The organism is Streptomyces sp. NPDC056479, from assembly GCF_042795335.1.
Lineage (GTDB): Bacteria > Actinomycetota > Actinomycetes > Streptomycetales > Streptomycetaceae > Streptomyces.
In genome coordinates this window covers 383,668-406,885 of record NZ_JBHTRZ010000001.1, presented here as the reverse complement: position 1 = coordinate 406,885, position 23,218 = coordinate 383,668, and the positions used below count along the sequence as shown (strand labels likewise).

The window sequence follows — 23,218 nt, the reverse complement described above, 5'->3', positions numbered from 1 at the left end:
TGGGGACCTACCAGCGGGTCGCGCCCAGGTCTCTGGAGATCGCGCGTGCCGCCTCCCGCAGCACGGTGATCAGGGCCGGCAGCGGCCGGCCTTTGGTGTCGCAGATCCGCTCGACGGCACCGGACACTCCGATCGCGCCCACCACGAGGCCGCCCTGTCCCCGGATCGGCGCGGCGATTCCCGCTTCGCCCATGCTCATCTCCTGCACCTCGGCGCCCCAGCCCAGCTCCCGTATCTCGCCGAGGGCCCGGTTGAGCTGCTCGGGGTGGACCAGGGTGTGCCGGGTGTACGCCTCCGGTTCGTCCTCCAGCAGAGCGTCGACGGGCGCCGTGCCGTAGGCCAGCAGGACCTTGCCGAGGGAGGAGGCGTGCAGCGGCAGCAGTGCGCCGACGTCCAGGGTCTGGAGGGTGTCGTCCGGCCGGAAGACATGGTGGATGACGAGCACCCTGCCTTCCAGGGGCGTACCCAGACGGACGGCCTCCCCGCTGCGGGCGGCCAGGGCGTCGGACCAGTTGATGGAACGCGAGCGGAGTTCGTTGACGTCGAGGTAGCTGGTGCCGAGGTGCAGCAGAGCCGCCCCGAGCTGGTACTTTCCGGTCGCCGGGTCCTGCTCCACGAAGTCGACGTGCTGCAGGGTGCGCAGGAGTCCATGAGCGGTGCCCTTGGCGAGCCCCAGCGACGATGCCACCTCCCCGAGGCCCAGCCGACGGGAGCCGCTTGCGAGCAGGCGCAGGATCGCCGCCGCCCGCTCTATCGACTGGACTGGGCCGGCCATGAAGCGATGGTAGTCCCGGTTCATCCGATTTGGGGCTGTCGTTCGGTAATGCCGACCGATGTTCGTTGACGGCTCACTTTTCCGTCTTTAGCGTTCTCAAGTCCGGTCGGCAGCCGGCAGGGCTTCCCCCCGAGAAGGAGGACACATGATCACAGCGCAGCTCGACGCCGCGCCTCGCGGGGAAGTCGAACACGTCTTTTCGCTGCCGCACACCCCAGGGGCCGTGTCGAGCATACGTCGACGCATACGTACGGTCCTCGCCGACTGGAACCTGGACGCGGACGCCGCCCAGGACGCGCTGCTGATCGTCTCGGAACTCGTCACCAACGCGATCGTGCACGCACTGCCCCCCGCGACGCTGCGACTTTCCCGCAGGCAAGCAGGCGGCCACCGGGCCGTCCGCGTCGAAGTGACCGACATGGGCCCCGCGACCCCGAGGGAGCCGTCCCTCTGCCCCATCGACCCCGACGAACACGGCCGCGGCCTCGACATCGTGACCACACTGGCGACCCGATGCGGGGTGGACGTGCACGCCGGAGGGACCAGCCGGTGGGCCGAACTGGGGATCACGGCGAGCTGAGGGGACTCGCCGCGCGCTTCGTGGGCCATCCGGACCGGACCTGCCGACAGCTGGGAGTCCGCGGCCGGCGCCTGGCGCCGCTCCCTCGGCTCTCCGAAGGCCACGCCCTGCCCGAGCCGGCGGCCGGCGCGGGGCGCCTCATTCTGCGGCCGACCCCCGCCCTGCACGGCGCCGGCTGAGTACAGCGCGCCCCCGTGACCATCGCGGGCGGGCCGGCCGGCGGGCACTGCGTCCGCGCCCTGCCGGCCTCGCCGCCGCACGGTCGCGTCAGCCGATGGGTGCCGGCATGGGCTGGACGTCGTAGTGGAGGCGGATCGTGTCTCCGGTGGCGGGGTCGGACAGTTCCACGCTCCAGCCGTCGGCGAACTGGTCGACGCCGGGGGTCATGGGGATGGTGCCGGAGATCAGGACGGTGCCGGGCGTCAGCGCGCCGCGTGAGCGCAGGACGTCGATCCAGTAGGCCGGGGCGAGAAGTTCGGCGAGCGTGCCGTGCTGGATCTCCGTCGAGGTGCCGTCGTGGGTGACCCAGGCGCTCAGGGTGAGTTCGTCGAGGCGGGACTCCACGTCGGCCAGGCGCCAGGCGCGGCGGGCGAGGACGTCGGGGCCGGCGTTCTTGCTCCACGCCACGCCATGCACCTCCAGGTCGCGGTCGGTGTGGTCGCAGGCGGCGGTCAGCAGCAGCTCCCCGCCGTCCGCCACGACGAGCGCCCACTCCGCCTCGCCGGAGGTGTGCCCGTGCTGCGCGTGGACCCGGTCGGTCTGCTGGGCGAGGTAGGGGGCGACGGGGTAGAGGGCGGGCGTGACGGACGGGCCGGGCACGCCCAGCTCGGCGAGCTCCGCGACGTGCGCGGCGACGTCCTCCTGGCTGCGTCCGGCATACCCGGCGTTGAGGACCTGGACGACGTCGACCTCGCGCGTCGATCCGTCGGGCAGGTCGAAGGTCAGCACGGCCATGAGGGCACTCCCAGAGATCGGGTCCGCAGATCGGGTCCGCAGATCGGGTCCGCGGTGAAGTTCTCGCGCAGGGGGTTGCGCATACGACCTGTATACAAGAAGTATGCCGGAAGGTCGATGTCCCCCGACGTCCCCGAGCAAGGATGGGAACCATGCCCGACACCCCGAAGGACGACACGAAGGACGACGCCAAGGCGTCCGATCGGCACTCCGGCGTCCGCCGGGCCTTCGTCGCGAGCCTGACCGGCACGGCGCTGGAGTGGTACGACTTCGCCGTCTACTCCGCCGCGGCCGCCCTGGTCTTCGGCGACCTGTTCTTCCCCTCGGAGGACCCGCTCACCGGCACGCTCCTGGCGTTCTCCACCTACGCGGTCGGCTATGTGTCACGCCCGCTGGGCGGGTTCGTCTTCGGCCGCCTCGGTGATGTGATCGGCCGCAAGAAGGTGCTGATCGCCACGCTGGTCCTCATCGGCGCGGCGACGTTCCTGATCGGCGTCCTGCCCGCGTACTCGACGGCCGGCGTGGCCGCCCCGATCGCCCTGGTCGTGCTGCGCTTCGCGCAAGGCGTCGGCGTCGGCGGCGAGTGGGGCGGTGCCGTACTGCTGTCCAGCGAGTTCGGGGACCCGCGCCGCCGCGGCTTCTACGCCTCCGCCGCCCAGGTCGGCCCGCCCGCCGGAAACCTGCTGGCCAACGGCGTCCTGGCGGCCCTCGGCGCGCTGCTGACCGAGGCGCAGTTCGAGTCGTGGGGCTGGCGTGTGGCGTTCCTGTTCTCCGGCGTCCTCGTCGGGTTCGGGCTGTGGATCCGGGCGAAGCTCGAGGAGACCCCGGTCTTCAAGGCGATGGAGGCCGAGCACTCCCGCCCGGAGGCACCGATCCGTGAGGTGTTCACCACCCAGCCCCGCGCCCTGCTCGCCGCGATCCTGTGCCGCGTGGGCCCCGACGTGCTGTACGCCATGTTCACCGTGTTCGTCCTCACGTACGCCACCACGGAACTCGGCATGTCACGGGGCTCCGCCCTCGCGGCCGTGCTCATCGGCTCCTCGATCCAGGTCTTCCTCATGCCGCTGGCCGGCGCCCTCTCCGACCGGATCAACCGCCGTCTGCTGTACGGCGGTGCCGCGGTGGCCGCCGGTGTGTGGCCGTTCGTGTTCTTCCCGATGATCGACGGCGGCACCTGGCTGCCACTCGCCACGGGGGTCGTCGTGGGCCTGGTGATCCACTGTTGCCTGTACGGCCCGCAGGCCGCCTTCATCACCGAGCAGTTCGAGCCCCGGCTGCGCTCCACCGGCTCGTCCCTGGCCTACACCCTGGCCGGGATCATCGGCGGCGCCGTCGCCCCGCTGCTGTTCACCACCCTGCTGAGCGCCTACGGCACCTGGGCGCCGCTGGCCGTGTACATCGCGCTGGCCTCGGCCGTCTCCCTCGTCGGCGTCTGGCTGGGGCGCGACCCCGAAGCCGCCCTCGACGAGGACGCCACCCTCGCCGCGCCGAAGACGCCGAAGACGCCGGACACGGCGGACGCCACCCCCACCCGCTTCTAAGGAGGACCGCACCGTGCGGATCGCCCTGAGCCAGCTCACCACAGGCCCCGACCCCGAGAAGAACCTCCTGCTCATCGAGGAACGGACCCGGCGCGCGGCGGACGCCGGGGCCCGCGTCGTCGTCTTCCCCGAGGCGTCGATGGCCTGCTTCGGCACCCCACTGGCACCGCTCGCCGAGCCCCTGGACGGACCGTGGGCCGACGGCGTGCGGCGGATCGCCCGCGCCACCGGCACGGTCGTCGTGGCCGGCATGTTCACCCCGGCCACGGGGGGCCGGGTGGCCAACACCCTGCTCGCCACCGGGCCCGGGGTCGAGGCGTCGTACGACAAGATCCATCTCTACGACGCCTTCGGCTTCCGTGAGTTCGACACCGTCGCCGCGGGCTCGGCCACGGCGGTCATCGACGTGGACGGCGTACGGCTGGGCCTGGCCACCTGCTACGACGTCCGGTTCCCGGAGCTGTTCCGGGCGCACGCCGACGCCGGAGCCGTCGCCACGCTGCTGGCCGCCTCCTGGGGCGCCGGACCCGGCAAGCGCGAGCAGTGGGAGCTGCTGGTGCGGGCCCGTGCGCTCGACGCCACCGTGTGGCTCGCCGCCGTGGACCAGGCCGACCCCGGCGCTGGCGCCGGCCCGGGTTCCGCCCCGACGGGGATCGGGCACAGTCTCGTCGTCGGACCCGACGGGACCGTACGGCACGCGCTGGGCGCCGAGCCCGAGCTGCTGGTCGCCGACCTGGACCTCGACGAGGTCGCCGCGGTCCGGCAGCGGACCTCCGTGCTGGCCAACAGGCGCCCGGAGATGTGGCGATGAGCAAGCCCGAGCTGGAATTCCATCTCCCCGAGGGACCGTGGCGGACCCCGGCCGGCGCCGGCCCGGACGTCCAGGAGCGCGTGCTGGCCGACGACCCCGGGCGCGGATCCCGTACGGCGCTCGTCCGCTGGGCGCCGGGCACCGACACCTCGGCGGACGGCGTGACCCGTCACGACTTCTGGGAGGAGGTCTACCTCGTCGAGGGAGCCCTGCACGACCTGACGCTCGACCGGACCTTCACCGCCGGCATGTACGCCTGCCGCCCGCCCGGGATGCCGCACGGGCCGTGGACGTCCCCGGACGGAGTCACGATGCTGGTGATCACCTACCCGGACACCCCCTAAGCGGCGCCGGGGAAGTGCGGGTGCGTTCCCGCGCCCGCCGCGGCAGCGGCTGGTGTCGCAGCCGGTGCGTGCTCTCGGTGTGCCGGACGAAGGTCCTCGTAGCGGAGCTACTTGGTCCTTTGGCCGGTGCGGCGAGTGGGGGCAGCTCCCGCGCCCTTGAGGCAGCGGCGGAGCGTGCCGGGCGGCGTGGGGGCGTGCCTGAACTTCTCCGGGGTCGCTTAGCCCGCGAGCAGCACCTTGAGTGTCGACTCCAGGTGGTGGTCGATGGCGGCACACGCGGCCTGGGCGTCACCGGCCTCCAGGGCGTCCAGGATGGCCTCGTGCTCCTCCAGCACCGCCTCCTGGCGGCCCTGCTGGTTGAAGAGGGCGACCACTCCGGTACGGACCTGGCGGCTGCGCAGGCCGTCGTAGTGCCGGTCGAGGAGGGCGTTGCCGACGGCGGACACCAGGGCCGAGTGGAAGCGGTGGTCCACGGCGATGAACTCCCGGGCCTGGTCGGCGCCGGTGAGCTCGCGCTGCCGTTCCAGCAGGGACCGGAGCTCGGCCACCGGCGCTCCGCCACCGGAGACGAGCTGCTGGGCGGCGTACCGCTCGACGATGCCCCGCAACTCCATGAGCTCGCGGATCTCCCGTCCCGTCAGTGGGGACACGCGGGCGCCCCGCTTGGGCACCAGCTCGACCAGGTCCTCGGCCGCGAGTTGCAGCAGCGCTTCCCGGATGGGCGTGCGGGAGACGCCGATACGGTCGGCGAGCTCCTGCTCCGACAGGAAGGCGCCCTGCATTCCGGGATCCGTCAGCACCGTGTCCTTGAGATACGCGTACGCCTTCTCCCGACCGGACGTCACGGCAACCCCCAGCTCTCGCATACACCTTGTATACGGACGCTACCACGCACTCTCCGTGGGGGAGCGTGGACTACGTCGGCACGGCCAAGGGCCAGGCGCCCCAGCCTCTTTGCACATGAGAAAAGAACAGGGACCTCGAATCACTTGCGGTGATTCGAGGTCCCTGACCTGCGACAACCAGTCACATAGCTGTCGGGACGACAGGATTTGAACCTGCGACCCCTTGACCCCCAGTCAAGTGCGCTACCAAGCTGCGCCACGTCCCGATGCGTGCCACGCGGCGGAGCGCGTGATCATGCAGGTCAACCCTACCGCATGCGCGTCCCGCGCCGGCCGGCCGGAAGGCTTGCCTTGACCCATCATTGCCATCACCTATGATTGCTTGACTCAATAGATTCGTGACGGGCAGGTCCACCGGACCGCGACCGAACGGAGCCGCATGTCCCTCCTGGCCCGGCCCGCGGTGGCCGCATTCGTCGCCAAGGCGATGCAACGGGTGACCGTCACGGCGGATCGCCGATCCGGCGGCCGGGGTTCCGCCGCGGCCTCGCATGCCCGGTTCCCCGAATACCCGCGCAGGACGAAAGAGTTGACGATCCCCACATCCGTCGCACCCGCGCGGGCGACGGTGTATCTCCCCGAGAAGGGCGACCTCGCACCGCCCGTGCACGTCAACTTCCACGGCGGCGGCTACGTCATGACGCTGACCGAGCCTGACGACCCGTTGTGCCGGTTCCTCGCCGTCGAGGCGGGGGTGGTCGTGATCAACGTGGACTACGTCGTCGCCCCGCAGCACCCCTTCCCGGCGCCGACCCGGCAGGCGTACGAGATCGTCCGGTGGGTCGCGGAGCACGGCGCCGAGGAGGGGTGGGACGGTGAGCGGCTCACCGTGGGCGGCCAGAGCGCCGGTGGCGGGCTCGCGGCGGCCGTCGCGCGGCAGGCATTCGAAGGCGGCGGACCCTCGATCGCGCTCCAGGTGCTGCACTATCCCCCGCTCGACCTGGCGACGAGCGCCCGCGACAAGCGCGCCGCCATTCCCAGGCCGATGCTGCGCCCCTGGATGGCAGACATCTTCGACACGTCGTACGTCCCCGACATCCGGCAGCGCAGCGACCCGCTCGTGTCGCCCGCGCACCCCTCGGACACCGCGGACCTGAAGGGCATCGCGCCGGCCCTGGTGATCACCGCCGAGTACGACCTGCTCCGGGCCGAGGGCGAGCGGTATGCCGAGCGGCTGGCGGCGGCGGGGGCGCTGGTCGAGCACCATGATGTGCGCGGCGCCGATCACGGGTACGACGGCGGCGACGACGACAAGGCGCGGGCCGTCTACGCGGTCATCGCGCGACGTCTGCGCGAGGCCACGGGGCGGCACTTCACCTGAGAGCGCGGCGCTCGGCCCTTTCAGCCGCCGTCGACGACTCCACGTCCCAGCCGTCCGGGCCCGACGCATCCGTGGCACCCGCGTGCACCGAGATCGGCGAGGACGCCGGGGCGTCGTCGGGCGAGGAGATCGTGAGCTGGTCGGCCGGGGCGGGCGCCGTGGTGCTTCTGGCACCTCGGGCCGGACCCCCGGACACCCCCGCGGCGAACCCCGCCGTCAGCAGCGCCACGGCCGCGACCACCCACCACGGCAAGCCCGCCTTGGCCATGTACCCGACGACCGCCACCACCGCGAGAAGCACTACCACGTCCCCCGTCCCCCTTCACCAGTCAACTCACTTGCCCCCGACGTACCGAGAGCCGCCACGCGTCACAGCGGGCATATGACGCAACAATACGCGAGAGCGTCGAATATCCCAGTTCGGCTCATCAGTACATATGACGGACCATTAGATATGACGGGCGCCGCCCTCCGCGTGTGCTGCGGCGGGCGGCGCATGTCCTCACTCTGGTGTTCGGCGACCGCAGTTCAGTGCGCGCCGATCAGCTCCTTCTCGCCGCCGGTCCGAGCCGGTCCCGTCGAGCCGCGCAGCGCGGCGATCCCGATGAAGACCATGGACGACAGGCCCGCGACGGCGAAGGCCGTGAAACCCCAGTCGCCCTTGTCCGCGGCGAGCAACTGGCCGCCGAGCCACGGTCCGAAGACGGCGCCGAAGCGGCCCATGCCGGAGGTCCAGCCGACGGCGGTGGCGCGGTTCTCGGGGAGGGAGCGGATGGAGACGGTCGCGTAGATCATGGTCTGCGCGCTGTTGAGGAACACACCGGTCAGGAACACCACCGTGAAGGTGAGCGCGAGCGGCATGTGGACGCTGAGCAGGAAGACTCCGACGGCGGTCAGCGCGAACCAGATCGCCGAGATCCGTGGGGCGCCGAACCGGTCGGAGGCGCGTCCGGCGACCAGCATCCCGACGATGCCGCCGAGGTTGAACAGGACCACGAAGGTCAGCGCCGAGCCGAGGTTGTAGCCCTCGCTGCGCATCAGGGTGGGCAGCCAGGTGGCGACGCCGTAGACCAGGAGCAGGCCACCGAAGGACGCGAGCCAGTACAGGAGCGTCTGGACCCACTCGCCGGCCCGGAACAGGTTGACCAGGGCGTTCCAGCGGTCTGCAGCCGCCGGTCGGCCGGCCTGGGCGGCGGGCAGTTCGACCTCGTAGCGGCCGGCCAGCTCGCGCGCCTCCTCGGTACGGCCCTTGGCGACGAGGAAGCTCAGCGACTCGGGCAGGAACCTTGCCAGCACCGGCACGAAGAGCAGCGGCAGCACGCAGAACCAGAACGCGGCCCGCCAGCCGAGGGGTTCGACGACCCACAGGGCGACGTACGCGGAGAGGATGCCGCCCGCGTGGTGAGCCGTCATCAGCATGCCGATGGTGAGGGCGCCGCGGCCGCGCGGGGCGTAGTCGGAGACCATGCTGATGGCGGTCGGCAGCAGACCGCCGAGGCCGACGCCGGCGAGGGTCCGGCCGAGACCGAACACGGCCACCGTGCCCGCCATCGCGCACAGCCCGGAAGCCAGCGAGAACAGAGCCACGCAGGCCACCATCAGCCTCTTGCGGCCGATCCGGTCGGCGACCGTGCCCGCCGTCAGAGCCCCGATCAGCATGCCGAAGGTGGCGTAACTGCCCAGGTCACCGGCCTGGTCCGGGGTGAGACCGAGGGCCTTCTGCTCCAGCATGTGGGGCAGTACCGAGCCGTAGACGAACATGTCCAGGCCGTCGAAGAGGACGGCCAGCCAGCACAGGGCGACGGTGAGTACGGCCAGTCTGCCGATGCGGGCGGTCGGGGAGGCGGAGGAGGACATCCTTGTTTTCCTCTCGTGCGTTGTGCGCCAGACGCTAAGGAGCGGAGAGCGAGAGAGTCAACAGTTTTGTCAACAATCTCAGCGACAATCCAGGGCTCCTGAAGAAAGCGCCTGGCGCGGAGGGCCGTCTCAGGCGACCGGTGGCGTCCCGTGGGTGTGGAAGGACTCGATCGTCTTCAGGCCCCAGGCCTGCCCCTTGGCCCGCTCGGCCTCGGTCCAGGTGATCAGCGGCCAGTCCGGGGCCAGCACCAGGCGCGTGAGCGGGTTGCACAGCTCGATGCGGTTGCCGCCGGGCTCGTAGACGTAGAGGAAGAACGTCTGCTGGATGGCGTGCTTGTGCGGGCCCGTCTCGATGAACACGCCGGTGTCGATGGCGAGGTCGGCGGCGCGCAGGATGTCCTCGCGGTTGTCGGTCGCGAAGGCGATGTGGTGCAGCCGGCCGGTGGAACCGGTCCGGTCCGAGGTGTAGACGACGTCGTACGACTTGTCGGTGAAGGTCAGCCAACGCGCCGCGATCTTCCCGGAGTCGAGCTGGATCTGCTCGGTCGGCCGGGCGCCGAGCACCTGTTCCTGGAACTCGGCGTTGGCGAGCACATCCGCGGCGAGGAAGTTGATGTGGTCCAGGCGCCGTACGCCCACGCCCCGGTTGGGCTTGGCCTGCGGCTGGTTCTTCAGCGCCGGCCGCAGCGCCACGGGCGCCTGGTAGTACTCGCTCTCCCAGTACAGGGCGTGTTCGTGCCCGTCCGGGTCGGTGGTGAGGTACAGCCGGCCGATGCCGGGTTCGTCCTCGACCCATTCTCCGGTGCCGCCTGCCGCCTCGACCGCCTCGATCCGGCGGCGCAGGGCCTCCTCGCTGGAGGTGCGCAGGGCGAGGCGGCCGAGGCCGGGCTGTTCGCGGGCGGTGAGGACCAGGCTGTGGTGCTCGTAGTCGTCGAAGGTCCGCAGGTAGACGGTGTCGCCCTGCCGGCCGTTGACGGTGAGCCCCAGATAGTCCGTGAAGAAGGCGACGCTGGCGTCCAGGTCCGGCGTGAACAACTGCGCGTGGCCGATGTGGGCGATGTCGCCGAGCGGCGGGGTCATCGGGGACCTCCGGGGGTGAGTGCGGTCGGTGGGGCCGTCTCGGCGGACCTGGGGAAGACGGTGCCGTCGAAGATCTTGCGTGCGGTACGGACGACGGCCGTACGGCGGGCGGTGGGCAGGCCGGCGGTGTCGGTGCCGAGGCTGCTCTCGATGTCCAGGAATCCCGTGGGGTGTTCGATGCGGATACGGTCGCCCGCGGGGAGCCGCGCGAGTTCCGCGCCGACGCCGCCCTCGAGCCGCAGGCCGGCGGCGACGCTCGCCGCGCCGAGCACGCCGATCGACGTGTGGCAGCGGACCGGTATGAAGGTGCGGGTGGTGATGGCGCCGCCGTGGCGGGGCGGTGCGAGGAGGCCGATCTTAGGGACGGTGGTGTCCGACACATCACCGAGGCCCATCAACTCGCCTGCCGCCAGCCGGAGTTCGCGGAGCCGGTCGGCGAGCGCGAGGTCCTCCTCCAGGTCCTTCGGCGTCTCGTAGCCGGTGATCTTGAGCGCGGCGGCCTGGACGAGGACGGTCGGCATGCCGTTGTCCACGCAGGTCACGGGGACGCCGTCGATCGTGTCGCGGACGTGGCCGGTGGGCAGCAACTTCCCCGCACCGGGCGGGAATTCGATCAGCACGGGGGCAGCCGTGCCCGGCACGCCGGAGATCTCGGCGTCGCCCGTGTACTCCACCCGGCCGCCAGGGGTCGGGAAGGTCGCCGTCGCGAAGTCACCGGAGTTGACCATGCGGATCCGTACGGAGGTCGCCGCCTCCCCCGCCGCGACCAGCCCGCGCTCAACGGCGAACGGGCCGATCCCGGCGAGGATGTTTCCGCAGTTCTGACGGACACTCACCTCCGGGCGGTCAACGGCGACTTGGAGGAAGAGGTAGTCCACATCGGCCCGTGGGTCGGTCGACGGCGCGACGACGGCCACCTTGCTGGTGAGGGGGTGGGCGCCGCCGAGACCGTCAATCTGGCGCTCGTCCGGGCCGCCCATGACGCGCAGCAGCAGCTCGTCGCGGGCGGCGGGATCGTCGGGCAGGTCCGTGGCCAGGAAGTAGGCGCCCTTCGATGTGCCCCCGCGCATCAGCAGACAGGGCAGCTCCGCGCTCACGGCCGTGCTCCTTCGTGCTCCTCGTACGTGCGGTGCACGACGCCGAGCTCCTGCAGCTTCTCGCGCAACCCGTAGCGGTCCAGGCCGAGTTGGCCGTCGAGGAAGGCGGCACGGGTGGCGGCCTCCTTGGCCTCGCGGGCCTCGGAACGCTCGACGGTCTGGCGGGCACGCTCACGGGGTACGACCACGACGCCGTCGTCGTCGGCCAGGATCACGTCGCCGGGGTGGATCACCTGGCCGTCGACGGCGATCGGCACATTGACCGAACCGCCGGTGGCCTTGACCGTGCCCTGCGAGGACACCGCCCGGGACCAGGCGGCGAAGCCCATGTCCCGCAGCTCCTGGGTGTCACGGATGCCCGTGTTGAGCACGACACCGCGCACGCCGCGCTGCTGGAGGGCGGTCGCGAACAGCTCTCCGAACAGACCGTCCGTGCAGGGCGAGGTGGTGGTGACGACCAGGAGGTCGCCCTCGCCGCACTGTTCGACCGCCGCGTGGATCATGAGGTTGTCGCCGGGCCAGCTGAGCACGGTGACGGCCGTACCGGCGACTCGTACGCCCTGCTGGACGGGACGAATCCCCGGGCCCAGCAGGCCGGTTCGGCCCATCGCCTCGCTCACCGTCGCCACTCCGAAGCCGGCCAGCGCGTCCACGTCCTTCAGCTCCGCCTTCGGCGGGTCGGTGACGATCACGCCGCTCATGCCAGCTCCTTCGCGATCTGCGGGTAGGGGCGCATGTACGCCTCGGCCATGGTCTTGTGGGCCAGGCCCAGGTTGGGTCCGGCGTTGCGCTTGAGCTGGACGCCACGGCGGACGGCGAGGTCGGTGTAGTAGTCCCACAGGTGCCGCTGGGCGCCGAGGCACTCCATGGCCCCCCGCTTGGTGTCCCACACGTCGGTGATGTCGAGCAGGACCTCGGGCCTGAAGCCGCTCATCTCGGGCTGGTGCGGCTCGAAGTAGAAGACCGGCGGGGCGCCGATGATGTCGCCCTCGCCCGGGTAACCGATGGCCTGCGCGAGGATCCGGGCCTCGAGGGCCATGCGGTTGGCGGCCGGGTGGTCGCCGTTGTAGGGATCCTCGGTGGGGTGGGTGAGCACCACGTCGGGCTGGGTGTCGCGGTACACCTCGACGAGCCGGTCGGTCAGCTCGGGGGTGACCGGCAGCGGGTAGTCGCCCGCGTCGAAGAAGCGGACCTCGGCGCCGAGGGTCGCGGCGGCGCGCTCGGCCTCGTCCCGGCGTATCGCCTTGATCTCCTCCAGCTTCCTCCCCTCGCGCCACGCCTTGGCGGACTCACCGCGCTCGCCGAAGGTCAGGCAGGCGATGGTGACCTTCTCGCCGCGCGCGGCGGCCAGGGCGATGGCGCCACCCGCACGCCACACGAAGTCCCCGGCGTGCGCGGTGATGACGAGTGTGGAACGTGGACCGGCGGGCGCGTTGGCCTGAGTCATTCTCTGATCTCCTTGGTGACAGGTGGGCGCCCGCCCCGCGCAGCCGCGATCAGTCGCGCAGCGCCTCGATCACGCTGGTGAGGTGGGCGCGGACGGCCGACTCGGCCGCCTGCGGGTCTCTGGACCGGATCGCCTCGATCATGGCCAGGTGCTCGTTCAGGGAGTGCTGTGGACGACCGGGCCTGAGCGCCAACTGGAAGCGGTGGCGCACCAGTTGTGCGTTGAGCCGCTCCAGCAGTTCCACGGCCGTCCGCTGGCCGGAGAACTCCCGGATTCTGGCGTGCAGTTCCTGGTTCAGCTCGGAGTACGTCATCGGTTCGCCGTCGGCCACGGCCTTGGTCATCGCCTCGCCCAGATCCGCGAGTCGGGTCAGCTGCGCGTCGTCGGCGGCGACGGCCGCCTTGGCCGCGCAGAGCCCTTCCAGGACCATGCGGCACTCGGTGATGGCGACCGCTTCCTCCACGGTCACCACCCGCACCCGTGAGCCACGGTTGCGGATCCGCTCGACCAGTCCCTGAGCCTCCAGATCGATGAGCGCCGCGCGGATGCTGGCCCGTGTCACACCGAATTGCTCGGCGAGTTCGTTCTCCACCAGCCGCTGGGCCGGTGCCATCTCGCCGTGCAGGATCGCCTGCCGCAGCTGCGCGAGCGCATGCTGCTTGGCCTGCTCTCCGGTGCTCGGACGGGCTTCGTTCGGCATGTGCCCTCCCTGAGTGAGTGCCTGTCGAACGTAAATCTAGCCAAACAGAATTGTCAACAATTTTGTGCGCCGTCTGTTCCGGCAGCGACGAAGTGTCCGCCCCCGCCCGCCGGTACCGCACACCCTGTCCACGGCCCTGCCCCGTTCACCGCCGCTAGGGTCGCCGCATGACGCACAGCTTCGTACTGCACATCCCCGACGCCGACCTCGAACCCGACCCCCTCGCCCCGGAGCAGATCGTCTCCGGGACGCCGGAGGTGACCGGGAAGGTGGTGTGGGAGTCGGAGGACGGACGTCAGGTGCGGGGCATCTGGCAGATCACGCCCGGTGTGGTCACCGACACCGAGGCCGACGAACTGTTCGTCGTGATCAGCGGGTCGGCCACCATCGAGGTCGAGGGCGGAGGGACGCTGCGGGTCGGGCCGGGCGACATGGCGGTGCTGCGCGAGGGCGACCGTACGACGTGGACGGTGCACGAGACGCTGCGCAAGGCCTACGTGATCAATCTCTGAGCGACTGAGCGATCAGCCTGCGCCCGGGGCCGCCGTCGTCCCTCTGATCTCCAGCGTCGGCGCCGCGAGTTGGACCTCGCCCGCTCCCCCGCCGCCCTCGAACCGGTCGAGCAGGCAGCGGGCCGCGCGCCGGCCCACCTCGTGGCTGGCGTTGTCGACGCTGGTGAGCCAGACATGGCGCAGGCGGGCGATGCTCGTGTTGTCGTAGCCGACGACGGAGAGGTCGCGCGGGACCCGCAGCCCGGACTCCTCGGCCGCCGACAACGCCCCGATCGCGGCGATGTCGTTCACGGCGAACAGGGCCGTCGGCCGGTCCGCGCGGCTCAGCAGCCGGACCGTCGTGCGGTAGCCGCCCTCCTCGGTCATGTCGCTCGACTCGACGACCGCCCCGTCCGCGAGGCCGTGCGCCCGCATCGTCTCCTCGAAGCTGCGCCGGCGCAGCTCACCGACCGCGCCGTACCCCGCGATGTGCGCGATGCGCCGGTGCCCGAGGCCGATGAGGTGCTCGGTGACCAACCTGGCGCCCCGCTCGTCGTCGTTGGCGACGACCTGCACGCCGGGCAGGCTCGGCTCGCGTGCGCCCGCGACCACGACCGGGAGCCGTTCGGCCACCGCTCCGAGGGCGGCCGGGTCGGGCAGCGTGCCGACCACGACCAGGCCGTCGACCCGCAGATCCAGGAAGGGGCCGGCGGGGTCCTGGCCGGTGCGGCGGTTGAGGCGGGCGTCGGCCAGGAGCATGTGCAGGCCGTTGTCGTGCAGGAGCGAGTTCAGGCCCTCCAGCATGTCGACGAACCAGGGGTTGCGCAGGTCGTTGAGGAGGACGCCGACCGTGCGGGTGCGCTGCTCGCTGAGGCTGCGCGCGGCGGCGTTGGGGCGGTAGCCGAGTTCGCGTACCGCCCGCAGGACGGCTTCCCGCTTCTCCGGACGCACCTGCTCCGAGCCGCGCAGCACGAGCGAGACCAGTGACTTGGACACGCCGGCCCGGTCGGCCACGTCACGGATCGTCGGCGGTCTCATGGAGATGGACCGTTCCATAGGCACCTGCGCTTGTCAAAGGGACTAAGAGGGTGGCAGAGGGGCCGCAGAGAGGCGCCAGGGGGGTTGACACCGGTCACAGGCGGAACCCAAGGTGGGCTGGACAGAAAATGGACCGGTCCAAAGAGGGGCTGCAATGGTGGACACGCTCGGCGTCGCCGTCGTCGGATTCGGCTGGATGGGGCGGGTGCACACCCAGGCGTACGCCCGCGTCCCGCACCACTACCCGCAACTGTCCCTGCGCCCACACCTCGTGACCGTCGCCGAGGAAGTGCCCGGCCGGGCCGAGGAGGCCGCCGCGCAGTTCGGGTTCGCCTCGACGACCCGCGACTGGCGCGAGGTGGCCGCCGACCCGCGGGTGCAGGCCGTCAGCATCACCGCCCCGAACTTCCTGCACCGCGAGATCGGCGTCGCGATGGCCGAGGCCGGCAAGCACATCTGGATCGAGAAGCCGGTGGGCCTCACCGCCGGGGACGCCCGAGCGGTCGCGGACGCGGCGGCCAAGGCCGGCGTGCGGAGCGCGGTCGGCTTCAACTACCGCAACGCGCCCGCCGTCGAGGCCGCCCGTGAGCTGATCGCCGCCGGCGAGCTCGGCACGGTCACCCACGTCCGCGTCCGGTTGTTCAGCGACTACGCGGCCCACCCGCAGGGGGCCCTGACCTGGCGTTACGAGCGTGAGCGCGGCGGCAGCGGAGTGCTCGGCGACCTGGCCTCGCACGGCGCCGACCTGGCCCGGTTCCTGCTCGGCGACATCGACCGGCTGACCGCCGACACCGCGATCTTCGTACCCGAACGGGCCCGCCCCACCGGCGCCACCGCCGGGCACAGCCTCGCCACCGGCGAGCTCGGCCCGGTCGAGAACGAGGACTACGTCAACTGTCTGCTGCGCTTCGCCTCCGGTGCCCGCGGCGTGCTGGAGGCCTGCCGGGTCTCGGTCGGCGAGCAGAACAACTACGGCTTCGAGGTGCACGGCACCAAGGGCGCGGTGTTCTGGGACTTCCGCCGCATGGGCGAGCTAGGCATCAGTCGCGGCACGACCTACCAGGACCAGCCGGTCAGCACGGTGTACGTCGGCCCGGGCGACGGGGACTTCGGCGCCTTCCAGCCGGGCGCGGCCAACGCCATGGGCTACGACGATCTGAAGGTCGTCGAGGCGTACCGCTTCCTGCGCTCGATCGCCGCAGGCACCTCGCACGGGGCCACGCTCGCGGACGCCGTGCACAGTGCCGCCGTACTCGACGCGATGGCGCGGTCGGCGGAGAGCGGCGCGTGGGTGGCAGTGGCCCCGGCAGGGTGAGGGCGGGCTCAGCGCGCCCGTTGCGTCCGTCGTCCGATGGCCACCTTCACCGGGGCCATGACCAGCCAGAGCAACATGGCGGTCTCGCCGTAGGCCAGGGCGAGCGGGACGCTGGCGAGGAACACCACCACGGTCACCGAGAGGTCGAGCACGAAGAGCCCGAAGCCCTCCGGCGGCTGTGTCGCACCGCGCAGCCAGGGACGCCGGACCAGGATCAGGAGCACCGCGAGGTCGGCGGCGCCGAGGGCGGCGACCGCCGCCGCGTAGATCGCGACCGACTCGGGCTCTCCGCCGTACTCGGAAAGGAGTTTGGTGGGGAAGGGCAGCAGGGCTGCGATGCTCAGGCCCGCGATGGACAGCGTGATCACCTGCCCGTCGATCTGCCGGACGTAGCCGAAGATCCGGCGGTGTTCGCGCCAGAAGGCTCCGAGGACCAGCACGCTGAGCGCGTAGGCACCGAGGTTCGGGATCAGTTCCTGCAGAGCGTCGTCGTACTTCTGTGAGCGCAGTCCCCGTGGGATGTAGAAGTCCAGGACCAGCAGCGTGATGGCGATCGCGAACACGCCGTCGGCGAGCGCCACCAACCGCTCGGGCCCACCGTCCGGATTTGATTTCCACATGCGCACGACGGTAGGGAGCCAGGGCCCGTCGAGCCCGTGTACACGCCAGACGCACGCCCTGCGTCGTCACCCGATGGGCGTGGGCATGTTGTACGGCGTCACCACCTGGATCGCCGACGGCCCTGTCGGCGGCGCCGAGGGCAGCGCCCCGTGCGCCCGCATCACGACATGGCAGGCCTCGCGCATGTCCTGGCGCAGGTCGTGGTGGAGGACGGCGGACAGTCGGTGCTCGCGCAGCAGGCGGGTGTTGTCCTGGTCGAGGTCGTGCGCGACGAACACCGCGCACTCGCGGCCGAGGTCCTGGAAGGCGCGCAGGGTGGCGATGTTGCCGCCGCCGATCGAGTAGACGGCGCGGATCTCCGGGTCGCGTTCCAGCGCGGCCCGCACGAGGTCGTACTGCGTCGCGTCCAGGCCCTGCCCCTCCGCGATCTCCACGAGGGTGCGGCCGGGATGCAGGGCCCGCATGGCACCGCGGAAGCCCATCTCGCGCTCCTCCTCGTTGCGGAAGAAGCCGCTGCTGAGGCTGGTGAGCACATTGCCGGGACGGTCGCCGAGCCACTGGCCCATGAGGTACGCGGCGGTCGCGCCGGCGGCCCGGTTGTCTATGCCGACGTAGGCGAGCCGGGCGGTGGCGGGCAGGTCCGTCACCAGGGTCACCACGGGGATGCCGGCCTCCGCCAGCCGGGCCACGGCGGCGGTGACCTCCGGGACGTCCGGGGCCTTGAGGATCACGCCCTGCGAGCCGCGCCGGGCGATGCGGTCCAGCGTCCGCGTCAGCTCCGCCACCGGCCCGGTCTCGCGGAAGTGGAAGCGCGAGCGCACGACGGCCGGGTGCAGGGACGGCAACTCGGCCTCCAGAGCGGCGCGCACGGCCGTGCTGAACCGCTCGGGCGCCTGGACCACCATGTCGATCATGAAGGTGCGGCCCACCAGCCTGACCTGGGTGCGCTGCCGGTCCAGGTCGGCTATCGCCTGCCGGACCTCCCGCGTGGTGCTCTCGCGCACCCCTCCCCGGCCGTTCAGGACCCGGTCGACCGTGGCCTCGCTCAGGCCCGCCTGACGTGCGATCTCCCGGATCGGGAAGGGGTGGCCCATGCGTCGGCTCCTGAGGGGTTTTTGATGGTCGCCTGCTGGTTGTTCGACGGGATTGTCATGACAAGAATGGCACCGCTGAGTCGCCCCTGTCATCGAGAGGACACCGATGTCCTTCACCTCCGTACACCGCCGGGCCTGGCTGTCCGAGCGCGACTGCGACCTCGCGGACTTCCGTGAGCTGGTCGGGCGGACCACCGACCTCGCCGACTACCCGTACGCGTCCAACGTGGAGCGGAACGTCCTGGTCTACGACAGCGACCGGCTGCGCAGGGCCGAGGACCGGCGTGCGGTGCGGACGGAACTGGTCCGTGCCCTCGCCGACGGGCCTGGCATCGTGGTCTTCCGGGGCGCCTTCGCCGATCTCGGGGTCGTCGACCGGCTCGGCGCCGTGTTCGAAGCCCTGATCGCCGAGCAGCGCTCCTCGGGCGCGACCGCCGGGGACCACTTCGCCAAGCCCGGCGCCAACGACCGGGTGTGGAACGCGCTGGAGAAGGCGGCCCTCTACGACCCCGAGGCGTTCGCCGACTACTACGCCAACGACATCCTGGCCCTCGTCTCGGCCGCCTGGCTCGGGCCCGGCTACCAGGTGACCTCGCAGGTCAACGTGGTCAACCCGGGCGGCGCGGCGCAGACCGTGCATCGCGACTACCACCTGGGCTTCCTCTCCAGCGAGGTCGCGGCCGCCTACCCGGCCCATGTCCACGTCCTCTCCCCCGTGCTCACCCTCCAGGGCGCCGTCGCGCACTGTGACATGCCGGTGGAGTCCGGGCCGACGATGTATCTGCCGCACTCGCAGATGTACGAGCCCGGCTACCTTGCCTGGCGGCTGCCCGAATTCCAGGAGTACTTCGAGGCGCACCACGTCCAGCTCCCGCTGGCCAAGGGTGACGCGGTCTTCTTCAACCCGGCGCTGTTCCACGCGGCAGGCACCAACCGGTCGGCGGACATCCGACGGATGGCGAACCTGCTCCAGGTGTCCTCGGCGTTCGGGCGGGCGATGGAGACGGTGGACCGGGAGGCGGTCGCGAACGCCGTCTACCCCGTACTCCTCAAGCGCCTCCGCGAGGGCGTGGACGAGGCGTGGACGGCGAACGTGATCGCCGCGAGCGCGGAGGGCTACCCCTTCCCCACGAACCTCGACAGCGATCCCCCGGTCGACGGACTGGCCCCGCCCGCCCAGGCGGACGTCGTACGGCGCGCCCTGCGCCAGGCATGGACGCCCGAGGCGCTGCGGGACGAGCTGCGAGCCGGCGCCGAGCGGCGTCAGAGCTGATCAGAGCCGAAAGGACCGGGAAAGACATGGGACTTCTCGACGACAAGGTCGTCCTCGTCAACGGCGGCAGCCAGGGCGTCGGCGCCGCCGTCGCGCGGGCGGCGGTCCGTGAGGGGGCGGTCGTGGCCTTCACCGGGCGCCGCCCGGAACCCGGTGAGGCCCTGGTGGCCGAACTGGCCGCCGGCGGGGGCAAGGCCATGTTCGTACAGGCCGACCTGTCGGACGCCGAGCAGGCCAAGACGTCCGTCGCCGAGGTCGTGGACGCCTACGGGCGGATCGACTGCCTGGTCAACTCGGCGGGGCTGACGTCCCGGGGCACGCTGCTCGACACCACGCCCGAGCTGTTCGACCAGCACATCGCGATCAACCTCAAGGCGCCGTTCTTCGCCATGCAGGCCGCCGTGTCGGACATGGTCGCCCGCAAGGCACCCGGCACGATCGTCAACATCATCACGACCTCGGCGCACGGCGGGCAGCCGTTCCTCGCGCCGTACGTCTCCGCCAAGGCGGGCCTGATCGGGCTGACCCGCAACGCCGCGCACGCCCACCGCTGGGACCGGGTCCGGATCAACGGCCTGAACATCGGCTGGACGGCGACCGAGGGCGAGGACGCCACGCAGAAGGCCTTCCACGGGGCCGACGACGGCTGGCGGGAGTCGGCTGCCGCCGGGCTGCCGATGGGGAAACTCGGGCAACCTGACGAGATCGCCGACTTCGTGGTGTTCCTGCTGTCGGAGCGGTCCGGGGTGGTGACGGGATCGGTGATCGACTGGGACCAGAACGTCTTGGGCGGCCTGGACTGATTCAGCCAACGAACAGCAACTCACACCAAGAAAGCAGCGGAGCTCATGCGTATCGGAATCCTCGGCCTCGGCCGCATCGGCGCCTTCCACGCCGAGACCCTCTCCGGACTCGACGCGGTCGACTCCCTCGTCGTCACCGACCCGTTCGCGGACGCCGCCAAGGCCGCCGCCGAGCGGTTCGGCGCCGAGGTCGTGGACTCGCCGGAGGCCCTGCTGTCCGCCGGCGTGGACGGCATCGTCGTCGCCGCCGCGACCGACGCCCACCCCGCGCTCATCCTGGCCGGCGTCGAGGCCGGCATCCCCGTCTTCTGCGAGAAGCCCGTCGCCAGGACGATGAGCGAGGGCGTCGAGGTACTGAAGGCCGTGCAGGGCACGGACGTGCCGATCCAGATCGGTTACAACCGCCGCTTCGACACCGGTTTCGTCAACGCCCGCGCCGCCGTGCGGAGCGGCGAGCTCGGCAAACTGCACACGGTCCGTTCGACCACGCTGGACCCGGCGCCGCCGCCCGCCGCGTACATCGCCGCCTCCGGTGGCATCTTCCGGGACTGCTCGGTGCACGACTTCGACATCATCCGCTGGGTGACCGGCCGCGAGGTGAGGGAGGTGTACGCCGTCGGCGGCAACAAGGGCGCCGACTACATCAAGGAGGCGGGCGACGCCGACACCACGGGCGCGATCCTCACGCTGGACGACGGCACGATCGCGGTGGTCTCCAACTCCCGTCACAACGCCCGGGGTCACGACGTCCGCATGGAGATCCACGGCTTCACGGACTCCATCGCGGTCGGCCTGGAGGACAAGCTGCCGCTGCGCTCGGTCGAGCCCGGCGTGACCTTCCCTGCGGGCACCCCGCACGACTTCTTCATGGACCGCTTCACCGCGGCCTACCGCGCCGAACTCACCGCGTTCACCGAGGTCGTGGCCGGCACCCGGCCCTCGCCGTGCACGATCGAGGACGCCCTGGAGGCGGGCTGGATCGCCGACGCGTGCACACTGTCGCTGCACGAGCACCGTCCGGTGACGATCGAGGAGGTTCGGCGGGGATGAACGATTCGGGCCGGGAACCGCTGCGCATCGGCGTGCTGGGCGCGGCACGCATCACCGGGCTCTCCCTCGTCGCTCCGGCCCGGACGACCGGCCACCGCCTCGTGGCGGTGGCCGCGCGCGACCGTGCCCGCGCGGCGGCGTTCGCCGACGAGCACGACGTGGAGCGGGTGGTGGACTCCTACGCCGACCTGCTCGCCGACCCCGAGGTCGAGGTCGTCTACAACCCGCTCGCCAACGGTCTGCACGGGCCGTGGAACCTCGCCGCGCTCGCGGCCGGCAAGCACGTCCTGACGGAGAAGCCGTCGGCGAGCAACGCCGAGGAGGCGGACGAGGTGCTGCAGACGACGGCGAAGGCCGGGACGGTCTTCATGGAGGCCTTCCACTACCTCTTCCACCCGGTCACCCGGCGCCTGCACGAGATCCTCGAAAGCGGTGAACTGGGCGAACTCCAGCGGGTGGAGACCCTGGTGGCGATCCCCGCACCCGGTGCATCCGACCCCCGCTGGTCGCTGCCCCTGGCGGGCGGCGCCATGATGGACCTCGGCTGCTACGGCCTGCACGCGGTGCGCATCCTGGCGCCCTGGGCGGGCGGTGCGCCGCGGCTCGTCTCGGCGCGCGGGAAGGAGCGCTCGGGTGCGCCCGGTGTCGACGAGTGGCTGGACGCCGAGCTGGAGTTCCCGGGCGGGGCCACCGCGTCGGCGCGCTGCCACATGGCGTACGACGAGGTGGAGATGAGCTGCCGGATCGTCGGCTCGCGGGGCGAGGCGCTGGCGCCGAACTTCGTGCTGCCGCACCTGGACGACCGGGTCGTGGTGCGCACGGCGGACGGCGAGCGGACGGAGCGGCTGGGCACGCGCTCGTCGTACACCTACCAACTGGAGGCGTTCGCCGCGCACATACGCCGCGATGGCCCGCTCCCGCTGGACGCGGAGGACGCGCTGGCGACGATGTCGCTGATCGACGCGTCCTATCGGGCGGCGGGGTTCGAGCCACGGCCGCGCACGGCGCTCGCGGGCTGAACGCTTCTCGCGCCGAGGCGGAGCACGAAGAGGGGCCGGGGGAAGCTCTCCCGGCCCCTGTTCGGTTCGCGGTCAGACGTACAGCGCGGGCCGCTCCACCAGATCCACCTCGATCCGGCCGCCCTCCTCCAGCGCCCGCACTCCGGCCTCGCACACCGCGGCCACCGCGTAGCCGTCCCACGCGCTCGGGCCGGTGACCTCGCCGCGCCGGGTGGCGTCCACCCAGGCCTGGACCTCGCGGTCGTAGGCGTCGGCGAAGCGTTCGATGTAGTCCTGGGCGATGATGCCGCCCCAGCGGCCGGCGGCGTTGGTGACCATGGCGTGGCCGTCGCCGACGCGGGCGGTGCCGCGTTCGCAGACCACCTCGGCCTGGACCTGGTAGCCGAAGCCGCAGTTGACGAAGATCTCGACGTCGACGATGGCGCCGCCGTCCGTCTCGAAGACGATGAACTGCGGGTCGCGGATGCCGTCCGGCGCGTTCCCGGACGGCGTCGGGGCGAGCACGGTGACGGCCGTGATCTCGTGGCCGAGCAGCCAGCGGGTCACGTCCATCTCGTGGGTCACCGAGTCGTTGATGAGCATCCCGGACGTCCAGCCGGGCGGGCTGGCGACATTGCGGTGCCGGTTGTGCAGCATCAGAGGACGGCCCAGCTGGCCTGTCTCCAGAAGGGACTTGAGCTTCATGTACTCGGCGTCGTATCGCCGCATGAAGCCCACCTGGACCCGGCGCCTGCCGTGCTTCTGCTCGGCCTGGAGCACCCGCAGCGCCGAGGCCGCGTCGGGGGTGAGCGGCTTCTCGCACAGCACCGGCAGATCGTGCTCGAATGCCGCGAGGAGCGCCGCCTCGTGAGCGGGGCCCGGCGATGCGATGATCACCGCGTCCACGTCGGCCGACGCCATCGCGGCGGCCGGGTCGGTGTGGGCGGTGCAGCCGTCGACCCGGCCCGCGACCGATTTGGCGCGTTCCGCGTCGACGTCCACGACGGCGGTCACCCGTGCCCCGCTGGTGACCTCCTGGATGCGGCGCACATGGTCCGCACCCATCTTTCCGGTACCGATGACTGCGACTCCGAGCGTGTGCGGACGCTGAGTCATGGTGATC

The 23,218-nt window shown here is 71.4% G+C and carries 25 protein-coding genes and 1 tRNA gene; 11 read left to right on the top strand and 15 right to left on the bottom strand.

Going from position 1 to position 23,218, the window contains the following annotated elements; all coding sequences use genetic code 11:
- Window positions 1-7: 7 nt before the first annotated feature.
- Entirely contained in the window at window positions 8-775 is a 768-nt protein-coding gene (locus tag ACFQ6S_RS01795) for an IclR family transcriptional regulator (protein WP_383401931.1), read from the bottom strand.
- Window positions 776-920: 145 nt separating this feature from the next.
- On the opposite strand from ACFQ6S_RS01795, the gene ACFQ6S_RS01790 reads away from it, so the two are divergent.
- Window positions 921-1,355: an ATP-binding protein gene (locus ACFQ6S_RS01790; protein WP_383401928.1), complete on the top strand. Its 435-nt coding sequence runs from the start codon at window positions 921-923 to the stop codon at window positions 1,353-1,355.
- A 267-nt stretch (window positions 1,356-1,622) separates the two neighbouring features.
- Here the strand turns inward: ACFQ6S_RS01790 and ACFQ6S_RS01785 are convergent, their stop codons facing one another.
- Window positions 1,623-2,309, bottom strand: a complete 687-nt coding sequence (locus ACFQ6S_RS01785; protein WP_383401925.1) for a DUF2848 domain-containing protein — start codon at window positions 2,307-2,309, stop codon at window positions 1,623-1,625.
- A gap of 152 nt (window positions 2,310-2,461) precedes the next feature.
- Here ACFQ6S_RS01785 and ACFQ6S_RS01780 point away from each other — a divergent pair, with 152 nt between their 5' ends.
- The 3 genes from ACFQ6S_RS01780 to ACFQ6S_RS01770 are packed head-to-tail and all read left to right on the top strand — an operon-like array spanning window position 2,462 to window position 5,005.
- Window positions 2,462-3,850: an MFS transporter gene (locus ACFQ6S_RS01780; protein ID WP_383401922.1), complete on the top strand. Its 1,389-nt coding sequence runs from the start codon at window positions 2,462-2,464 to the stop codon at window positions 3,848-3,850.
- A 13-nt stretch (window positions 3,851-3,863) separates the two neighbouring features.
- Window positions 3,864-4,661 carry a carbon-nitrogen hydrolase family protein gene (locus ACFQ6S_RS01775; RefSeq protein WP_383401919.1) on the top strand — a complete coding sequence of 266 codons (798 nt, stop codon included), beginning with the start codon at window positions 3,864-3,866 and terminating at the stop codon, window positions 4,659-4,661.
- Window positions 4,658-5,005 (top strand): cupin domain-containing protein, encoded by a 348-nt coding sequence (locus ACFQ6S_RS01770; protein WP_383401916.1) that lies wholly within the window; start codon window positions 4,658-4,660, stop codon window positions 5,003-5,005. Before ACFQ6S_RS01775 ends, ACFQ6S_RS01770 begins: the two co-directional genes overlap by 4 nt.
- A 218-nt stretch (window positions 5,006-5,223) precedes the next feature.
- Here the strand turns inward: ACFQ6S_RS01770 and ACFQ6S_RS01765 are convergent, their stop codons facing one another.
- Together ACFQ6S_RS01765 and ACFQ6S_RS01760 are read right to left on the bottom strand one after the other, a co-directional pair.
- On the bottom strand, window positions 5,224-5,871 hold the full coding sequence (locus ACFQ6S_RS01765; protein ID WP_383401914.1) for a GntR family transcriptional regulator: 648 nt from the start codon (window positions 5,869-5,871) through the stop codon (window positions 5,224-5,226).
- 171 nt (window positions 5,872-6,042) lie between these two features.
- A tRNA-Pro gene (locus ACFQ6S_RS01760) sits at window positions 6,043-6,116 on the bottom strand.
- Window positions 6,117-6,289: 173 nt separating this feature from the next.
- Between ACFQ6S_RS01760 and ACFQ6S_RS01755 the strand changes: the two genes are divergently transcribed.
- Complete coding sequence (locus ACFQ6S_RS01755) at window positions 6,290-7,231, top strand: alpha/beta hydrolase fold domain-containing protein (RefSeq protein WP_383401910.1); 942 nt, start codon at window positions 6,290-6,292, stop codon at window positions 7,229-7,231.
- Here ACFQ6S_RS01755 and ACFQ6S_RS01750 read toward each other — a convergent pair.
- The 7 genes from ACFQ6S_RS01750 to ACFQ6S_RS01720 form a co-directional block, all read right to left on the bottom strand.
- A complete protein-coding gene (locus tag ACFQ6S_RS01750; protein ID WP_383401908.1) occupies window positions 7,224-7,538 on the bottom strand; it encodes a hypothetical protein in 315 nt (104 codons plus the stop codon). The two genes, ACFQ6S_RS01755 and ACFQ6S_RS01750, sit on opposite strands and share 8 nt — an antisense overlap.
- Window positions 7,539-7,759: 221 nt before the next feature.
- On the bottom strand, window positions 7,760-9,088 hold the full coding sequence (locus ACFQ6S_RS01745; RefSeq protein ID WP_383401905.1) for an MFS transporter: 1,329 nt from the start codon (window positions 9,086-9,088) through the stop codon (window positions 7,760-7,762).
- Between the two features lie 129 nt (window positions 9,089-9,217).
- Entirely contained in the window at window positions 9,218-10,168 is a 951-nt protein-coding gene (locus ACFQ6S_RS01740; RefSeq protein WP_383401902.1) for a catechol 2,3-dioxygenase, read from the bottom strand.
- Window positions 10,165-11,265: a 4-oxalomesaconate tautomerase gene (locus ACFQ6S_RS01735; protein ID WP_383401899.1), complete on the bottom strand. Its 1,101-nt coding sequence runs from the start codon at window positions 11,263-11,265 to the stop codon at window positions 10,165-10,167. Before ACFQ6S_RS01735 ends, ACFQ6S_RS01740 begins: the two co-directional genes overlap by 4 nt.
- On the bottom strand, window positions 11,262-11,966 hold the full coding sequence (locus tag ACFQ6S_RS01730; RefSeq protein WP_383401896.1) for a 4-carboxy-4-hydroxy-2-oxoadipate aldolase/oxaloacetate decarboxylase: 705 nt from the start codon (window positions 11,964-11,966) through the stop codon (window positions 11,262-11,264). The genes ACFQ6S_RS01735 and ACFQ6S_RS01730 overlap by 4 nt, the downstream gene beginning before the upstream one ends.
- Window positions 11,963-12,712, bottom strand: coding sequence for a PIG-L deacetylase family protein (locus tag ACFQ6S_RS01725; protein WP_383401893.1), 750 nt, complete (start codon window positions 12,710-12,712; stop codon window positions 11,963-11,965). The genes ACFQ6S_RS01730 and ACFQ6S_RS01725 overlap by 4 nt, the downstream gene beginning before the upstream one ends.
- A gap of 49 nt (window positions 12,713-12,761) precedes the next feature.
- Window positions 12,762-13,412: a GntR family transcriptional regulator gene (locus ACFQ6S_RS01720; protein WP_383401889.1), complete on the bottom strand. Its 651-nt coding sequence runs from the start codon at window positions 13,410-13,412 to the stop codon at window positions 12,762-12,764.
- A gap of 167 nt (window positions 13,413-13,579) precedes the next feature.
- On the opposite strand from ACFQ6S_RS01720, the gene ACFQ6S_RS01715 reads away from it, so the two are divergent.
- On the top strand, window positions 13,580-13,924 hold the full coding sequence (locus tag ACFQ6S_RS01715; protein ID WP_383401886.1) for a cupin domain-containing protein: 345 nt from the start codon (window positions 13,580-13,582) through the stop codon (window positions 13,922-13,924).
- Between the two features lie 12 nt (window positions 13,925-13,936).
- On the opposite strand, the gene ACFQ6S_RS01710 is transcribed toward ACFQ6S_RS01715, so the two are convergent.
- Complete coding sequence (locus ACFQ6S_RS01710) at window positions 13,937-14,941, bottom strand: LacI family DNA-binding transcriptional regulator (RefSeq protein WP_383401884.1); 1,005 nt, start codon at window positions 14,939-14,941, stop codon at window positions 13,937-13,939.
- Between the two features lie 154 nt (window positions 14,942-15,095).
- Here ACFQ6S_RS01710 and ACFQ6S_RS01705 point away from each other — a divergent pair, with 154 nt between their 5' ends.
- A complete protein-coding gene (locus tag ACFQ6S_RS01705; RefSeq protein WP_383401881.1) occupies window positions 15,096-16,256 on the top strand; it encodes a Gfo/Idh/MocA family protein in 1,161 nt (386 codons plus the stop codon).
- 8 nt (window positions 16,257-16,264) lie between these two features.
- Here the strand turns inward: ACFQ6S_RS01705 and ACFQ6S_RS01700 are convergent, their stop codons facing one another.
- The gene (locus ACFQ6S_RS01700; protein WP_383401878.1) at window positions 16,265-16,876 is read right to left on the bottom strand and encodes a TMEM175 family protein; all 612 of its coding nucleotides are present in this window, start codon (window positions 16,874-16,876) and stop codon (window positions 16,265-16,267) included.
- A 66-nt stretch (window positions 16,877-16,942) separates the two neighbouring features.
- Window positions 16,943-17,971: a LacI family DNA-binding transcriptional regulator gene (locus tag ACFQ6S_RS01695; RefSeq protein WP_383401875.1), complete on the bottom strand. Its 1,029-nt coding sequence runs from the start codon at window positions 17,969-17,971 to the stop codon at window positions 16,943-16,945.
- Between the two features lie 106 nt (window positions 17,972-18,077).
- On the opposite strand from ACFQ6S_RS01695, the gene ACFQ6S_RS01690 reads away from it, so the two are divergent.
- The 4 genes from ACFQ6S_RS01690 to ACFQ6S_RS01675 are packed head-to-tail and all read left to right on the top strand — an operon-like array spanning window position 18,078 to window position 22,116.
- Window positions 18,078-19,244 carry a phytanoyl-CoA dioxygenase family protein gene (locus tag ACFQ6S_RS01690; RefSeq protein ID WP_383401873.1) on the top strand — a complete coding sequence of 389 codons (1,167 nt, stop codon included), beginning with the start codon at window positions 18,078-18,080 and terminating at the stop codon, window positions 19,242-19,244.
- A 26-nt stretch (window positions 19,245-19,270) separates the two neighbouring features.
- Entirely contained in the window at window positions 19,271-20,047 is a 777-nt protein-coding gene (locus tag ACFQ6S_RS01685) for an SDR family oxidoreductase (RefSeq protein WP_383401870.1), read from the top strand.
- Window positions 20,048-20,092: 45 nt separating this feature from the next.
- Entirely contained in the window at window positions 20,093-21,097 is a 1,005-nt protein-coding gene (locus ACFQ6S_RS01680; RefSeq protein WP_383401867.1) for a Gfo/Idh/MocA family oxidoreductase, read from the top strand.
- Window positions 21,094-22,116 (top strand): Gfo/Idh/MocA family protein, encoded by a 1,023-nt coding sequence (locus ACFQ6S_RS01675; protein ID WP_383401864.1) that lies wholly within the window; start codon window positions 21,094-21,096, stop codon window positions 22,114-22,116. Before ACFQ6S_RS01680 ends, ACFQ6S_RS01675 begins: the two co-directional genes overlap by 4 nt.
- Before the next feature lie 72 nt (window positions 22,117-22,188).
- On the opposite strand, the gene ACFQ6S_RS01670 is transcribed toward ACFQ6S_RS01675, so the two are convergent.
- Entirely contained in the window at window positions 22,189-23,211 is a 1,023-nt protein-coding gene (locus ACFQ6S_RS01670) for a Gfo/Idh/MocA family protein (protein ID WP_383401861.1), read from the bottom strand.
- Between the last annotated feature and the right edge of the window lie 7 nt (window positions 23,212-23,218).

Coding starts and splice junctions, on each gene's coding strand:
- ACFQ6S_RS01790 (WP_383401928.1), top strand. CDS start 921: ATGATCACAGCGCAGCTCGACGCCGCGCCTCGCGGGGAAGTCGAACAC.
- ACFQ6S_RS01780 (WP_383401922.1), top strand. CDS start 2,462: ATGCCCGACACCCCGAAGGACGACACGAAGGACGACGCCAAGGCGTCC.
- ACFQ6S_RS01740 (WP_383401902.1), bottom strand. CDS start 10,168: ATGACCCCGCCGCTCGGCGACATCGCCCACATCGGCCACGCGCAGTTG.
- ACFQ6S_RS01705 (WP_383401881.1), top strand. CDS start 15,096: ATGGTGGACACGCTCGGCGTCGCCGTCGTCGGATTCGGCTGGATGGGG.
- ACFQ6S_RS01670 (WP_383401861.1), bottom strand. CDS start 23,211: ATGACTCAGCGTCCGCACACGCTCGGAGTCGCAGTCATCGGTACCGGA.
- ACFQ6S_RS01755 (WP_383401910.1), top strand. CDS start 6,290: ATGTCCCTCCTGGCCCGGCCCGCGGTGGCCGCATTCGTCGCCAAGGCG.
- ACFQ6S_RS01745 (WP_383401905.1), bottom strand. CDS start 9,088: ATGTCCTCCTCCGCCTCCCCGACCGCCCGCATCGGCAGACTGGCCGTA.
- ACFQ6S_RS01715 (WP_383401886.1), top strand. CDS start 13,580: ATGACGCACAGCTTCGTACTGCACATCCCCGACGCCGACCTCGAACCC.
- ACFQ6S_RS01770 (WP_383401916.1), top strand. CDS start 4,658: ATGAGCAAGCCCGAGCTGGAATTCCATCTCCCCGAGGGACCGTGGCGG.
- ACFQ6S_RS01720 (WP_383401889.1), bottom strand. CDS start 13,412: ATGCCGAACGAAGCCCGTCCGAGCACCGGAGAGCAGGCCAAGCAGCAT.
- ACFQ6S_RS01675 (WP_383401864.1), top strand. CDS start 21,094: ATGAACGATTCGGGCCGGGAACCGCTGCGCATCGGCGTGCTGGGCGCG.
- ACFQ6S_RS01710 (WP_383401884.1), bottom strand. CDS start 14,941: ATGAGACCGCCGACGATCCGTGACGTGGCCGACCGGGCCGGCGTGTCC.
- ACFQ6S_RS01695 (WP_383401875.1), bottom strand. CDS start 17,971: ATGGGCCACCCCTTCCCGATCCGGGAGATCGCACGTCAGGCGGGCCTG.
- ACFQ6S_RS01690 (WP_383401873.1), top strand. CDS start 18,078: ATGTCCTTCACCTCCGTACACCGCCGGGCCTGGCTGTCCGAGCGCGAC.
- ACFQ6S_RS01765 (WP_383401914.1), bottom strand. CDS start 5,871: ATGCGAGAGCTGGGGGTTGCCGTGACGTCCGGTCGGGAGAAGGCGTAC.
- ACFQ6S_RS01685 (WP_383401870.1), top strand. CDS start 19,271: ATGGGACTTCTCGACGACAAGGTCGTCCTCGTCAACGGCGGCAGCCAG.
- ACFQ6S_RS01700 (WP_383401878.1), bottom strand. CDS start 16,876: ATGTGGAAATCAAATCCGGACGGTGGGCCCGAGCGGTTGGTGGCGCTC.
- ACFQ6S_RS01730 (WP_383401896.1), bottom strand. CDS start 11,966: ATGAGCGGCGTGATCGTCACCGACCCGCCGAAGGCGGAGCTGAAGGAC.
- ACFQ6S_RS01680 (WP_383401867.1), top strand. CDS start 20,093: ATGCGTATCGGAATCCTCGGCCTCGGCCGCATCGGCGCCTTCCACGCC.
- ACFQ6S_RS01725 (WP_383401893.1), bottom strand. CDS start 12,712: ATGACTCAGGCCAACGCGCCCGCCGGTCCACGTTCCACACTCGTCATC.
- ACFQ6S_RS01785 (WP_383401925.1), bottom strand. CDS start 2,309: ATGGCCGTGCTGACCTTCGACCTGCCCGACGGATCGACGCGCGAGGTC.
- ACFQ6S_RS01795 (WP_383401931.1), bottom strand. CDS start 775: ATGGCCGGCCCAGTCCAGTCGATAGAGCGGGCGGCGGCGATCCTGCGC.